The organism is Bisbaumannia pacifica (assembly GCF_007989625.1).
Classification (GTDB): Bacteria; Pseudomonadota; Gammaproteobacteria; order Pseudomonadales; family Halomonadaceae; genus Bisbaumannia; species Bisbaumannia pacifica.
Map to the genome: position 1 here is coordinate 16,941 of NZ_BJUK01000042.1, position 13,817 is coordinate 30,757.

Sequence of the window (13,817 nt, forward strand, 5' to 3'; positions counted from 1 at the left end):
TCCCCGGCGCCCCAGGATAGGTTCCGCTCTATTCCCGTGTCGTTTTCCCCATGGGTAGGGCGGCGTATAATGCCGCCTCCACCCTTCACCACCCGTGACCGCCCTATGTCGACCCTGCTGGCCCTGGATGCCTCCTCGAGCGCCTGTTCCGCCGCCCTCTGGCATGACGGCGAGGTGACCGCCCGCTTCGTGGTGGCGCCCCGCGAACACACCCGTCGGCTGTTGCCCATGGCCCGGGAACTGCTCGCCGAGGCGGGGCTGCCGCTGAGCGCCCTGGACGCCCTGGCCTATGGTCGGGGGCCCGGCTCCTTCACCGGGTTGCGGATCGCCGCCGGTGCCGCCCAGGGCCTGGCCTATGGCCTGGAGCGACCGCTGCTGGGGGTCTCGACCCTGGCGGCCCTGGCCCTGGCCGCCCATCGGCGCCTGCACCTGCGCCATGTACTGCCGGCCCTGGACGCGCGCATGGGCGAGGTCTATGCGGCGGCCTACCACTGCGAGGCGGGGCGGGTCACCCTGATCGGCGAGGAGGCGGTGCTGCCGCCCGAGCGGCTGACCCTGCCGCTCGGGCAGGAGGAGCGCGACTGGGTCGGCGTGGGCTCCGGCTGGGCGCTATGGGACGTCATGCCGGCCCCCCTGCAGGCCGGGGTGGGGCAGTGCCTGGTGGACGAGGAGCCCGGCGCCGAGGCGATGGTGCGCCTGGCCGCCGAGGCCTTCGCCGCCGGCGAAGGCGAGGCGCCACATCGCGTGCAGCCGGTCTATCTGCGTGACCAGGTGGCCTGGAAGAAGAGCCGATGAGCCCGGACGAGGCGTCGCCGGGCCTGGCGGTGGCCGATGCCGCCCTGGCCGAGCGGCTGGGCTTGCCCCAGGGCGAGCGGGCGACCCTGGTGCTGCGCCGTGAGGCGGGTCGGCTGGTGCTGGCCGGCGATCCCCGGGTCTATGGCAAGCCGCTGGCGGTGGACTTCCTGGCCGGCAAGGTCGCCCACCGTCGCCAGTTCGGCGGCGGCCGCGGCCAGCTGGTGGCCAAGGCCTGTGGCCTCGGCAAGGGGGTGACCCCGCATATCGTCGACGCCACCGCGGGACTCGGCCGCGACGCCTTCGTGCTGGCGAGCCTGGGGGCCTCGGTGTTGCTGGTCGAGCGGGTGGCGGCCATCGCCGCCCTGCTCGAGGACGGCCTGGCCCGGGCCGCCGGCGACCCGGAGGTGGGCGAGATCGTCGCGCGGATGCGCCTGGCCTGGGCCGATGCCGGCCGCGAGCTGGCCGCCACTCTGGCGGCCACGGATTTCCCGCCCCAGGTGATTCACCTGGACCCGATGTTTCCCCATCGCGACAAGTCGGCGCTGGTCAAGAAGGAGATGCGGCTGTTCCGCGAGCTCGCCGGTGACGACGCCGACGCGCCGCGACTGCTGGAGGCGGCCCTGGAGATGGCCACCCACCGGGTGGTGGTGAAGCGGCCACGCAAGGCGCCGCCCATCGCCGGCCCGGCCCCCCAGCATATGCTGGAGGGCAAGACCAGCCGCTATGATCTGTATGTCCATCGGGCCCTAAAGCCCTGATTCGTTAACTCGCTTCTGGCCCATCGTTATCCTCGCCGACCTCGGCCAGCAGCATCAGCCGCTGGCGCAGGGCCGGGTCGAAGAGCTCCTGGGCGTGCCGGGCGGCCTCCTGCAGGGTGGCGCCATAGTGCACCCGGTCGTTATCCCGCCATACCCAGCCTTCCGCCTCCAGCCCCTCCAACAGGGCGGCGAAGAGGCTGGCATCGAAGAATTCCGGGGCCGGCAGGCCGGAGAGCAGCGCCAGGCGCTCGGCGAGCTGGCGCCCCTGGTCGGCCAGGGCCTCCGCGGTGGCCCGGCCGCTGGGCTGGCGCAGCAGTACCGTGAGCAGCAGGAAGCCCCGGGCCAGGAAGGGCTCCACCAGGGCGCCGAGCTGATCCAGGGCGGCCTGGTCGGGAAGTGCCCGGGGGCGTTGCCAGCCAGCGTCCACCGTCTCCAGTAGCCCCAACGCCGTCAGCTGGCCCAGTTGCTCGGTGATCGCCGCCGTCAGGTCCTCGGGGGCCGTGATGGCCAGCTCGCGCACTAGCAGCGGCCAGATCGGACTGAGTCGCTGTGCGAGGCCGGCGGCGTCATGGCGTGGGGTATTGCGGAAGGCGAAGGCCACCAGGCCCGGCAGGGCGAAGCCGTGCAGCACATTGTTGCGATACCAGCCCAGCTGGGCGGCCTGGTCGGCGTCGGCCACCACCAGCTCGCCGAGGGCCTGGGGGCGGCGGCGGATCAGGCCCAGCCGCTCGGCGTGATCGATCCAGTCGCCGGGAGTGCCCTCGGGGGGCGCCAGGGACTCGCCGGGGCGCGCCCGACCGAGGCGGGCCAGCAGGCGCAGCTGATGCTCCAGCCGGGGCGTCTCGATGACCCGCTGAGGGGTGGCCAGCATGGCCAGGGCCACCAGGTTGCTGGCATTGAGGCGGGCGGCGGCATTGATGCGTCGGGAGAGTGCCTGTCCCAGGGCCGGCAAGGTTTGCCCCAGCCAGGTCGGCCGCCCCTGGGGGATGGCCTGGCGCCACTCGGGGCATTGGGCATCGAGCCAGTGGTCCAGGATCAGCGGCTCGCCGCAGGCCACCGTCACCCGGCCGAAGGGCTCCCGCAGGCGTTTCAGGGTACGCAGCAGGGCCAGCGGCGACTCCTTGCGCTTCTTTTCCCCGGCCAGTTCGCGACGGTAGCTGGCATTCTCCATTACCCGCTCGTAGCCGATATAGACCGGCACGAAGGCCAATGGCCGGGGGCGTCGCTGCTCCTGGATCAGCCGTGCCTGGGAGCGCAGGGTCATGGCCAGCATGCCATGCCGTGGCGCGAGCTGGCGGCCGCTGCGTGAGCGTCCGCCTTCGATGAAGTACTCCAGGGCGTGCCCCCGGGCCAGCAGGCGATGCAGGTAGGCGTCGAAGACCGCCGCATAGAGGCGGTTGTCGCGGAAGCTGCGGCGCATGAAGAAGGCGCCGCCGCGGCGTAGCAGGGGGCCGACGATCGGCATGTCGAGGTTGCGGCCGGCGGCGATATGGGGCGGCATCAGCCCCTGGCGGTAGAGCACGTAGGAGAGCAGTAGGTAGTCGATATGGCTGCGGTGGCAGGGCACATAGACCAGGGTGTGATCGCCGGCCAGGGCCTTGACCGTCGCCATGCCGGTGACTTCGACGCCATCGTAGAGCCGCGTCCAGAGGCGCTTGAGCAACTGATCGAAGAAGCGCAGCACCGGGTAGGACATATTGGAGGCGATCTCGCGACCATAGCGCTGGGCGCGCCGAGTCAGCCGGGTGCGGGAGCGCTCCTGGGCCGCGGCCGCCTCCTCGATGGCGCGGCGCACCTCGGGGCTGGCCACCACGCTATCGATCAGGGTGCGGCGGTGGGAGAGGTCGGGCCCCAGCACCCGGGTACGCACGCGGCGAAAGTGGACCCGCAGCAGCCGCCCGGCCTTGCGGGAGGTCAGCTCGGGGCGAGCCGGGTCGTGCAACTCGCCGAGGCGCAGGGGGGCGCCGAAGACCACCTCCACGCTGCGGCCGTTGACCACTACCGACAGCAGGCGCCTGAGGCGCCCGGTCAGGGCCCAGCTGTCCGCCGCCAGCAGTTTCCACAGGCCGAAGCGTTTGTCGGGCGCGCGGCCCCAGAAGATGCTCACCGGCACCAGTTGGGGATCGGCGGCTGCCAGGTCTTCCGTCAGGGCCGTTAGGGGCGAGGACGAGTGGCGGCGCCACCGTCGGCGGCGCGCTTCCGGCAGGCTCAGGATGGCCGAGGTGCCGGGAGGTGCATCGAGGGGCAGGCCATGCCGGCGGCACAGGTTCTCCAGCAGCAGGCGATCACTCAGCGCCCGGTGCGGCAGTACATAGCGGACGGGGCGCTCGGGGTCGAGGGCCAGGGTCTCGGGCGCCGGGTCGCAGTGACGGAGCTCGACCCAGGCGTCGAGAAGACGGCGCAATACAGCGTGAAAGGGACGCCAGGCCATTCCATTGCCTTCGAGTTCGGGGGTGCCGCACTATTATACGCAGGCGGATCGGCGAAAGGAGAGGCAGATGCGGGGAGTCTGGCGGGAGGGCAATCGCTTTACCCTGCTCCCGGAGGCGAGCCAGTTCCTGCCGGCCATGCTGGAGGCCCTGGAGGCGGCCGAGTCTTGGGTGCTGGTGGAGCTCTATCTGATGGAGTCGGGTCGCCTCGGCGACGCGGTGATCGAGGCCCTGGGGCGTGCCGCGGGACGCGGCGTGCGGGTGCTGTTGATGCTCGATGGCTATGGCGCCATGGGGCTGAACGAGGCCGACCGGCGACGCCTCGCCGAGCTCGGTGTGGCGCTGCGCTTCTTCAACCCCCTGGGCTTCCACCTGCCGCTGGCGCGCAATCTGACCCGGGACCACCGCAAGCTGGTGGTGGTGGACGGCCGCGTCGCCTTCACCGGCGGCTTCGGCGCCGTGGATGACTTCCTGCGGGCCTGGTACGAGGTGGCGGTGCGTATCGAGGGGCCGGTGGTGGCGGACTGGGTGCGACTCTTCTCACGGCTCTGGGATTCCTCCCTGACCCGGGGCGCGGGGGAGGCGTCTCTGGTGCGTGGCCTGCGCCTGGCCCTGGCGGACGATGACGGTTACCAGGGCATGCGTGGCCGGGTGGTCTGGGGCCAGGGCTATCGTTACCAGGCGATTCGTCGTTCCCTGCATCGGCGGGTGCGGCAGGCGCGCCGGCGGCTGTGGATCTGCACCCCCTATTTCGTGCCTACCCTGGGGTTGCGGATCCGCCTGGCCATGGCCGCCCGGCGCGGCGTGGATGTGCGCCTGCTGCTGCCCGGCGAGGCCCACGATCACCCTGGGGTACGCTATGCCGGCCAGCGCTTCTATGGTCGCCTGCTGCGGGCGGGCATTCGTATCTTCGAGTTCCAGCCCTCCTTTATCCATGCCAAGTTCTGCCTGGTGGACGACTGGAGCTCCATCGGTTCCTGCAACTTCGATCATTGGAGCCTGCACTGGAACCTGGAGGCCAATCAGGAGATCGATGATCCGCGCTTCGCCCGAGAGGTGGCGGCGCTGTTCGAGCGCAACTTCGTCGCCAGCCATGAAATTTACGCCGGCGCCTGGGCGCGACGACCCCGCTGGCAACGCCTCAAGGAGTGGCTATTCGGCACCCTGGATGGCTGGCTGACTCGGCTGCGCTAGCCCAGTGTCGACGGGCTTCGTCCGGAGCAGGGCATCGCCATCGGGCAAGGCGGGCGAGCGATTTCGCCGGGCCGCCGACGCGCAGCGAGCCGGGTAGCGCAAATCGACAGGGATGTCGATTTTGGGCCGGCGAGAGGGACCTCGGTCCGGCCCGTGCGCGTCAGCCGGCTAGCGTAGCGTCGGGAGTTCGGCCCGGAGGTGAGCGAGCCGCCCTGCCCGGTGGCTTGGCTTACCGCTTACGGCTGTCCTTGCCCTGGCTCTTGCCGCCCTTGGCGCCGGCGGGGCGCTTGCGCTGGGGGCTGGGCTTGGGCTTCTCCGGCGGCACCCGATAGAGCAGATAGAGGTCCAGCACCAGCTCCGGCAGCTGGGCCACCAGTTCCTCCAACTGACTGGGGCTACCGGCCAGCTCGGCCATGTCGGGTTCGTCGTCGAACAGCCCCGACAGGGCCATAAAGGGCAGCAGCAGGGCCGCGGCGCTCTCCTCGTCGCCCTCGAACCAGGCCGCCTCGTCGAGGAACACCGCCTCCATGAAGCCGGCGCACCAGTCGCCGATGGGGGTCTCCTCCGGGGCAATGCCATCCAGGGTCAGCTCGAACAGCAGCTCCGGCAGCAGGCCCTGCTCCAGGGCCTCGATGGCGTTATGGCGCAGCTGCTCCAGCAGGGCCAGGACCCGCTCGCGCTCGGCGTCATCGGCGAAGTCAGGCTCGCCCTGGAAGAGTTCGGCGACCCAGGTGGCGGCGGGCACCTCGCGGGGGGCCACCGCCAGGGCCACCAGGTAGCCATGGGTGCCGATCAGGTCCAGGGCATCGGGCCCGACCCGCTCCGAGTCGAAGAAATCATCCAGGTAGTCCAGGGCATCGTCGTCGAGCAGGGGCTGGGGCAGGGGAGTCTCGGACATGGGGCTCTCGCTTGGGAAAGTCGCTGGGGGCCGGGCAATCGGCCAGGCGCGCTGGACGCCGTTGGTCTGGCTCGGCATTCTAGCATCCATGCCGACACCCGCGCTGCTCACGCCCCCCGCCGAATCGCTCGCCGCCCTGGATGCCGGCGAGCTCGAGGCCTGCCTGCATCGCCAGGTGGAGGCGGCCTGGCGACTCTGCCGAGAGGTCCATCCGCACTTGCCCCGTCCCCGGGTCTGGTGCGACCTGCGCGGCAAGAGCGCCGGCCAGGCCCACTTCGGACGCGGCGGCCTGCGCTTCAATCCCGTCTTGCTGGACGAGAATCGCCACCCCTTCCTGGCCGAAGTGGTGCCCCACGAGATGGCCCATTGGCTGGTCTGGCACCTCGACGAGGGACCGCGACTGCGCCCCCATGGTCGCGAATGGCGCCAGGTGATGCGCGATCTGTTCGGGCTGGAACCGCGCACCACGCACCGCTTCGATGTGGGCCGAGCCAGTCCCATGCCCTTCGTCTATCGTTGCGCCTGTCGCGAGCATGGCTTCTCCGCGCGACGCCATGCCCTGGCGCGGGGCGGCCAGCGTTATCGTTGTCGACATTGCGCTCAGACCTTGGTCTATGCGCCCGGAGAGGTGGCGGGAAATCAAAAATAAGCTATTGTTATTTAAAAAGAAATTGTTGCTACCAATGTCTAAAGGGCGGCCCGGCGCGGGGCGGTATATGCTGGGCCTGTCTTTCAGGGTCGGCCAGATTCGATAACAACAGCGGCCGGCGGAATGAATTCGGATCACTCTCCGGGATAGGGGTAATACCATGACCGAGCAGCATGTCTATCCGGTGCGCGAGGAAATCGCCGCCAACGCCTGGGCCGACAACGAAAAATACCTGGCCATGTACCAGCAGTCGGTGGACGACCCCGAGGGCTTCTGGGCGGAACAGGCCAAACGCCTCGACTGGTTCAAGTCGCCGACCAGGATCAAGCACACCTCCTTCGACCCCCATAACGTGGACATTCGCTGGTTCGAGGACGGCACCCTCAACGCCAGCGTCAACTGTCTCGACCGCCACCTGGAGACCCGCGGCGACCAGCCCGCCATCATCTGGGAAGGCGATGACCCCAACGACGCCAAGACCCTGACCTATCGCGAGGTCTATGAGCGCACCAACCAGCTGGCCAATGCCCTCAAGGCGCTGGGCGTCGGCAAGGGCGACGTGGTCACCCTCTATATGCCGATGATTCCCGAGGCGGCCATGGCCATGCTGGCCTGTGCGCGTATCGGCGCGGTTCACTCCGTGGTGTTCGGCGGCTTCTCTCCAGACGCCCTGGCCCAGCGGGTGATCGGCGCCAATTCCAAGCTGGTGATCACCGCCGACGAGTCGGTGCGCGGCGGCAAGCAGGTCCCTCTGAAGGACAACGTCGACGCGGCCCTGACCCGCCAGGGCGCCGAGGTGTGCGAAAAGGTCCTGGTGGTCAAGCGCACCGGCGGCGATATCGACTGGCACGAGGGGCGCGACGTCTGGTTCCACGAGGCCGTGGACGATCAGTCCACCGAGTGCGCCGCCGAGGAGATGAATGCCGAGGATCCGCTGTTCATCCTCTACACCTCCGGCTCCACCGGGGCGCCCAAGGGTCTCAAGCACACCACCGGTGGCTACCTCACCTATGCCAGCCTGACCCACCAGTACGTCTTCGACTATCAGGACGGCGAGGTCTACTGGTGTACCGCCGACGTGGGCTGGGTCACCGGCCATAGCTATATCGTCTACGGGCCCCTGGCCAATGGCGCCATCACCCTGATGTTCGAGGGGGTGCCCAGCTATCCGACCCATGGCCGCATGGGCGAGATCGTCGACAAGCACAAGGTCAATATCCTCTATACCGCCCCCACCGCGGTGCGCGCCCTGATGGCCCATGGCGATAACGTCATGGACTCCAGCAAGCGCGATAGCCTGCGCCTGCTGGGCTCGGTGGGCGAGCCCATCAATCCCGAGGCCTGGGAGTGGTTCTACCGGGTGATCGGCAACTCCCGCTGCCCGATCGTCGATACCTGGTGGCAGACCGAGACCGGCGGCATCATGATCGCCCCGCTGCCCGGCGCCATCGACCTCAAGCCGGGCTCGGCGACGCGTCCCTTCTTCGGCGTGCAGCCGGTGCTGCTCGATAACGAAGGCCGGGTGCTCGACGGCGCCGTGGATGGCAACCTGGCGATCGCCGATTCCTGGCCCGGCCAGGCGCGCTCCATCTGGGGCGATCACGAGCGCTTCGTGCAGACCTACTTCTCCACCTACCAGGGCTACTACTTCACCGGTGACGGTTGTCGTCGCGACGAGGACGGCTACTACTGGATCACCGGCCGGGTCGATGACGTGCTCAACGTCTCCGGGCACCGCATGGGCACCGCCGAGATCGAGTCCTCCCTGGTCGCCCATGAGGCGGTGGCCGAGGCCGCGGTGGTCGGCTTCCCCCACGATATCAAGGGGCAGGGCATCTATATCTACGTGACCCTGGCCGATGGCGTGGAGGCCACCGACGAGCTCAAGAAGGAACTGGCCCAGTGGGTGCGCAAGGACATCGGGCCCATCGCCACCCCGGACGTGATCCAGTGGGCGCCGGGCCTGCCCAAGACCCGCTCCGGCAAGATCATGCGGCGTATCCTGCGCAAGATCGCCGCCAACGAGTGCGATGGGTTGGGCGATACCAGCACCCTGGCCGACCCCTCGGTGGTGGACGAGCTGATCGAGCACCGCGCCAATCGGTAAGTCACGACGCCCCGGGCCCGCCCGGGGTGATCGATTATCGACACCGGCCCAGGCGGCCGGTGTTTTTGTGCCGGCAGCGGTACTGGCGTGGCGTGGAAGGCGTGGGTTTGGGAATCACCGGCGCCTTGGGGTAACATGCCAGTCAGCCTTGGCGAAAGCGCCCCGCCGCTACGGCCGGCCCAAGATCCGGAGGAGATTCAATGGCCTTTGCCCAGAAATTCATCGTCGCCGATGACCATCCGCTGTTTCGTGCCGCCCTGACACAGGCACTGCGACAACTGGCGCCCCAGGCCGAGATCGTCGAAGCCGATACCATGGAAGCCACCACCGAGGTGGTGACCCGTCATCCGGATGCGGACCTGATCCTCCTCGACCTGCATATGCCGGGAGCCCACGGCTTTTCCGGCCTGATTCAGTTGCGTGGCCAGTCGCCGGATATCCCGGTGGCGGTGGTCTCCGGTAGCGACGAGCCCCATGTGGTGCGACGCGCCATCGACTACGGTGCCTCCGGTTTTATTCCCAAGTCCTCCTCCCTGCAGGCCATCGCCGAGGCGGTGGGCGAGATTCTCGAAGGGGAGGTGTGGCTGCCGCCGGAGCTGGCGGAGACCCTGGGCGAGTCCGACGAGGAGGAGGCCAAGTTCGCCGAGGCCATCGCCTCCCTGACGCCCCAGCAGTTCCGGGTGCTCAATATGCTGACCGAGGGCCTGCTCAACAAGCAGATCGCCTACGAGCTCAATGTCTCCGAGGCCACCATCAAGGCGCATGTGACCGCCATCCTGCGCAAGCTCGGCGTGCACTCCCGCACCCAGGCGGTGATCGCCGCCCAGAAACTCGAGGTGGAGCCGCCTAAGGTCGAATCCTAGCGCCGAGCGACAAGCGCCAAGGAGTAAGCTCCAGGGAAATGCAAAAACCCACCAGACGGTGGGTTTTTGCATGATGGGCGTACGCCTTACCAGCGTGTGGGCTGGATCACTGCGCCGCGCGGCTGGCCTGTAGGGTACGAGTCAGCAGGGCGCGCAGGGCGGCGGGACGCACCGGCTTGTGCAGCAGTTGGTAGCCGGCGCGCTTGATGGTCTCGGCGACCTCCTCGGTGCGGTCGGCGGTGATCACGATCCCGGGCACCGCGCCCTGCAGGCGCTCGGCCAGGGCCTCCAGGGCCATCAGGCCGGTGACCTCGTTGTCCAGGTGATAGTCGGCCAGTATCGCATCCGGGTCGCCATCCAGGTGGCGCAGGATCGACTTGGCGCCGCCGATGGAGGTGGCGGTGAACACCTCGCAGCCCCAGCCGGAGAGCATCGCCTTCATGCCCTCCAGGATCAGCGTCTCGTTATCGATGCACAGGATGCGGGTACCGGCCAGCTTGCTGCCGGCGCGCTTGGGGGGGGGCACCTCCTCCTCGGAGCGCTCGGCCCCGGCGCCGACCACCGGCACGCTGACCGAGAAGACGGTGCCCACCCCCTCCCAGGAGCGCACCTTGATGGGGTGATCCAGCACCCGGCTCATGCGGTCGGCGATGGACAGCCCCAGCCCCAGTCCCTTCTCGCTCTCCTTGTGGCGGGAGGCCTGATCGAGGCGCCGGAACTCCTGGAAGATCTCGGCCTGCTTGGATTCGGGGATCCCCGGGCCCGAGTCCCAGACCTCGATGCTCAGGCGCTCGCCCTGGCGCCGGCAGCCCAGCAGTACCCGGCCCTGCTGGGTGTAGCGAATGGCATTCGACAGGAAGTTCTGCACGATGCGGCGCAGCATCTGGGCGTCGCTGTCGACCCAGGCCCGGGTCGGCACCACCACCAGGTCGAGGCCGCGATCCTCCGCCATCACCTCGAACTCGGCGCGCAGCGGGCGAATGATCTCGGCCAGGGCGAAGTGGCTGCGCCGCGGCGTCAGGGCGCCGGCATCCAGCTTGGAGATATCCAGCAGCGTGCCCAACAGTTCTTCGGCGGCCTGCAGCGAGTTGTCGATATGGCCGATGGTGCGCTTGAGGTCCTCGGCGTCCACCTGCTGGGAGAGCGCCGAGGTGAATAGCCGGGCGGCATTGAGGGGCTGCAGCAGGTCATGGCTGGCGGCGGCCAGGAAGCGGGTCTTGGAGGCGTTGGCATCCTCGGCCACCTGCTTGGCCTGACGCAGGGCCTGCTCCGCCTCGGCGCGCACGCGGTTCTCCTGGCGCAGCGCCGCGTTGGCCTCGGAGAGCGCCTGGGTACGCTCGCGGACCCGCTCCTCCAGGGTCTCGTTGGTCTCCTTGAGGGCGATCTCCGCCAGGCGCCGTTCGGTGATGTCCTGATAGAGGGCGAAGAAGCCGAGAATGGCGCCGCTATCGCCGAAGTGCGGCGTATAGGTGACCAGCATATAGCGGGTCCCGCCCTCGCCATCGTCCAGGGAGATCTCGAAGCTGACCCGCTCGCCGGCCAGGGTGCGCTCGATCCAGGGGCGTCGCTCGCGGCTGACCTGGGGCGGCATCACCTCGCCCAGGCGCTTACCGATCACCGCATTGCGATCCACGTCGAAGGCTTGCTCGTAGGCGCGGTTGGTGAAGAGGTAGCGGCACTCCTTGTCGAAATAGGCGATCAGCGCCGGCACGTTATCCGTATAGATGCGGATATTGCTCTCCGAGCGGATCAGCGCCTCCTCGGTGCGCTTCTGCTGGGTGATGTCCTGATAGGTATAGACGAAGCCGCCGCCGGGCATGGGCGTGCCCTGCACCTCCAGCACGCTGCCATCCTGACGGTAGCGCACATAGCGGTGGGGCTGGCCCTGGCGAATATTGTCCAGCAGCAGCTCCACGTGCTCTTCCGGGTCGCCGGGGCCGTACTCGCCGTTGTGGGCGTTGTAGCGGAAGATCTTGTCCATCGGGGCGCCGACCCGGATCAGGTGATCCGGGAAGCGGAACAGCTCCAGGTAGCGCTGGTTCCATACCACCAGGCGCAGGTTCTGATCCACCACGCTGATGCCCTGGTTGATGTTCTCGATGGTGGCCTGGAGCAGGGCGCGGTTGAACTCCAGCACCTGGGAGGCCTCGTCGACGATCGAGATCACGTCGGAGATGCCGATGCCGCGGCCCTGCAGCGCCGAGTTGACGACGATTCGCGCCGAGGAGGCGCCTAGCACCGAGGCCAGGAAGCGTTCGGTGAACTGGATGACGTCGATGGAGGCCCGGGCGCCGTCGTCCAGGGCGGTGCCGTTGCGCCTGGCGTAGTCCTCGAAGGCACGATGCACCTGATTGGCGCCGAGGAAGCGCTCGCACAGTACCTTGAGGTCGCCCACCGTGGTGGCCCCGGTCCAGGGGCGATTCACCGAGGTCTGGCGGGTCTCGACGCTATCGACGAACAGCGAGGCCTGGATGCGCTCGACCACCCGCTGGGGGGTCATCTGGGAAACGAAGATATAGCAGAACAGATTGAGCCCCAGCGACAGCATCACCCCATGGGTGAAGCTGTCGCCGATATTGAGGCCGAACAGCTGGGTGGGCGCCAGCCAGGCCACCCCCAGGGGGCCGCCGGCGAGCCAGGCCTGGGGCAGCACCCCGGCGGTGATCAGTGCCGGCATCAACAGGGTATAGGCCCAGACCGCGAAGCCGATATTCATGCCGACGATGACGCCTAGGCGGTTGCCGCGCTTCCAGTAGAGGCCCCCTAGCAGGGCCGGGGCGAACTGGGCGGCGGCGGCGAACGACAGCATGCCGGTGGAGGCCAGGGAGCTGAATTCGCCGATCAGCTGATAGAAGCCGTAGGCCAGGGCCAGGATCACCAGGATGGTCAGGCGCCGGGCGCGCAGCACCAGGCGACCGTAGTCCCGGGCCTTGGTATCGAACCAGCGCAGCCGGAACAGCGCCGGGATGACGATCTCGTTGGAGATCATGATGGAGACCGCCACCGCGGCGACGATCACCATGCCGGTGGCCGCCGAGAAACCGCCGATAAAGGTCAGCAGGGTCAGCCAGGCGCTGTCCGCGGCCATGGGCAGCGCCAGCACATAGCTGTCCGGGCGTACCGCGGGGGTCTCGCCGAACAGGGTCAGCCCCGCCGCGGCCAGGGGCAGCACGAAGAAGCCGATGGCGACCAGATAGAGGGGGAAGAGCCAGCGCGCCTTGGCGGCATCGTCGCGATGGGTGTTCTCCACCACCGCCACATGGAATTGTCGTGGCAGGCAGAAGATCGCCAGCATCGCCAGCAGGGTCTGAGCCCAGAAGCTGCGCCCGAAGTCCTGCTCCGCCAGCTGGCGCTGCAGCTCCAGTTGGGCATCGGCCTGGGCCAACAGGCTGCCCAGGCCATCGAACATGCCCCAGGTCACATAGGCGCCGAGCACCAGGAAGGCACCCAGCTTGACCAGCGACTCGAAGGCGATGGCCTGTATCAGCCCCTCGTGGTGCTCGGTGGCATCGGTATGGCGGGTGCCGAAGAGGATGGCGAAGAGTGCCATCACCACCGCCACATAGAAGCCGGTATCGGCGAACAGCGGCGCCCGGGTCAGGTCCGAGGCCTCGGTGAGCACCTGGAAGGAGGCCGAGACCGCCTTCAGTTGCAGGGCGATATAGGGCAGGGTGCCGATCAGCGCCACCAGGCTGGCGAAGGCCGCCAGGGACTGGGTCTTGCCGTAGCGGGAGGCGATGAAATCGGCGATGGAGGTGACGTTCTGGTGCTTGGCGACGCGGATCATCTTGGCCAGCACCGGCCAGAACAGCAGGAAGGTGAGGATGGGCCCGACGAAGATGCTGGCGAAGGACCAGCCGGAGGTGGCTGCCTCGCCCACGGCGCCATAGAAGGTCCAGGAGGTGCAGTAGATGGCCAGGGCCAGGCTGTAGATCACCGGTCGCCGCCGGCTGGGGCCCTGGCGCTTGGCGCGGCGGTCGCCGCGCCAGGCGATGGCGAAGAGCACGGCGATATAGGCGAGTGAAACGGCGATCAGCAGCCAGCCGGAAAACATGGGCTTCCTCCCTCGAGTCTGGCGCCCATTCTAGGGCAAAGCATCGCCGAAGGCAGGTGGCGCGCCGGGG

Annotated in this window: 9 protein-coding genes; 6 read left to right on the forward strand and 3 right to left on the reverse strand. The window is 68.5% G+C overall.

Annotation, left to right across the window (positions count from 1 at the left end):
• Window positions 1-105 precede the first annotated feature (105 nt).
• Both tsaB and HPA02_RS14675 read left to right on the forward strand, forming a co-directional pair.
• Window positions 106-795, forward strand: coding sequence for a tRNA (adenosine(37)-N6)-threonylcarbamoyltransferase complex dimerization subunit type 1 TsaB (tsaB, locus tag HPA02_RS14670; protein ID WP_146803955.1), 690 nt, complete (start codon window positions 106-108; stop codon window positions 793-795).
• Window positions 792-1,553, forward strand: a complete 762-nt coding sequence (locus HPA02_RS14675; protein ID WP_146803956.1) for a class I SAM-dependent methyltransferase — start codon at window positions 792-794, stop codon at window positions 1,551-1,553. Before tsaB ends, HPA02_RS14675 begins: the two co-directional genes overlap by 4 nt.
• A gap of 4 nt (window positions 1,554-1,557) precedes the next feature.
• Here the strand turns inward: HPA02_RS14675 and plsB are convergent, their stop codons facing one another.
• The gene (plsB, locus tag HPA02_RS14680) at window positions 1,558-3,984 is read right to left on the reverse strand and encodes a glycerol-3-phosphate 1-O-acyltransferase PlsB (RefSeq protein ID WP_146803957.1); all 2,427 of its coding nucleotides are present in this window, start codon (window positions 3,982-3,984) and stop codon (window positions 1,558-1,560) included.
• 67 nt (window positions 3,985-4,051) lie between these two features.
• Here plsB and HPA02_RS14685 point away from each other — a divergent pair, with 67 nt between their 5' ends.
• A complete protein-coding gene (locus tag HPA02_RS14685; RefSeq protein ID WP_146803958.1) occupies window positions 4,052-5,176 on the forward strand; it encodes a phospholipase D-like domain-containing protein in 1,125 nt (374 codons plus the stop codon).
• Between the two features lie 229 nt (window positions 5,177-5,405).
• On the opposite strand, the gene HPA02_RS14690 is transcribed toward HPA02_RS14685, so the two are convergent.
• On the reverse strand, window positions 5,406-6,074 hold the full coding sequence (locus HPA02_RS14690) for a YecA/YgfB family protein (RefSeq protein WP_146803959.1): 669 nt from the start codon (window positions 6,072-6,074) through the stop codon (window positions 5,406-5,408).
• Window positions 6,075-6,162: 88 nt separating this feature from the next.
• On the opposite strand from HPA02_RS14690, the gene HPA02_RS14695 reads away from it, so the two are divergent.
• From HPA02_RS14695 to HPA02_RS14705, 3 genes are all read left to right on the forward strand, one after another.
• Entirely contained in the window at window positions 6,163-6,723 is a 561-nt protein-coding gene (locus tag HPA02_RS14695; protein ID WP_146803960.1) for a SprT family zinc-dependent metalloprotease, read from the forward strand.
• A gap of 160 nt (window positions 6,724-6,883) precedes the next feature.
• Window positions 6,884-8,830 carry an acetate--CoA ligase gene (gene acs, locus HPA02_RS14700; protein ID WP_146803961.1) on the forward strand — a complete coding sequence of 649 codons (1,947 nt, stop codon included), beginning with the start codon at window positions 6,884-6,886 and terminating at the stop codon, window positions 8,828-8,830.
• Between the two features lie 200 nt (window positions 8,831-9,030).
• The gene (locus tag HPA02_RS14705) at window positions 9,031-9,693 is read left to right on the forward strand and encodes a response regulator (protein WP_146803962.1); all 663 of its coding nucleotides are present in this window, start codon (window positions 9,031-9,033) and stop codon (window positions 9,691-9,693) included.
• 106 nt (window positions 9,694-9,799) lie between these two features.
• Here the strand turns inward: HPA02_RS14705 and HPA02_RS14710 are convergent, their stop codons facing one another.
• Complete coding sequence (locus tag HPA02_RS14710; RefSeq protein WP_146803963.1) at window positions 9,800-13,747, reverse strand: hybrid sensor histidine kinase/response regulator; 3,948 nt, start codon at window positions 13,745-13,747, stop codon at window positions 9,800-9,802.
• Between the last annotated feature and the right edge of the window lie 70 nt (window positions 13,748-13,817).

Coding starts and splice junctions, on each gene's coding strand:
- tsaB (WP_146803955.1), top strand. CDS start 106: ATGTCGACCCTGCTGGCCCTGGATGCCTCCTCGAGCGCCTGTTCCGCC.
- HPA02_RS14710 (WP_146803963.1), bottom strand. CDS start 13,747: ATGTTTTCCGGCTGGCTGCTGATCGCCGTTTCACTCGCCTATATCGCC.
- HPA02_RS14675 (WP_146803956.1), top strand. CDS start 792: ATGAGCCCGGACGAGGCGTCGCCGGGCCTGGCGGTGGCCGATGCCGCC.
- HPA02_RS14685 (WP_146803958.1), top strand. CDS start 4,052: ATGCGGGGAGTCTGGCGGGAGGGCAATCGCTTTACCCTGCTCCCGGAG.
- HPA02_RS14695 (WP_146803960.1), top strand. CDS start 6,163: ATGCCGACACCCGCGCTGCTCACGCCCCCCGCCGAATCGCTCGCCGCC.
- plsB (WP_146803957.1), bottom strand. CDS start 3,984: ATGGCCTGGCGTCCCTTTCACGCTGTATTGCGCCGTCTTCTCGACGCC.
- HPA02_RS14690 (WP_146803959.1), bottom strand. CDS start 6,074: ATGTCCGAGACTCCCCTGCCCCAGCCCCTGCTCGACGACGATGCCCTG.
- acs (WP_146803961.1), top strand. CDS start 6,884: ATGACCGAGCAGCATGTCTATCCGGTGCGCGAGGAAATCGCCGCCAAC.
- HPA02_RS14705 (WP_146803962.1), top strand. CDS start 9,031: ATGGCCTTTGCCCAGAAATTCATCGTCGCCGATGACCATCCGCTGTTT.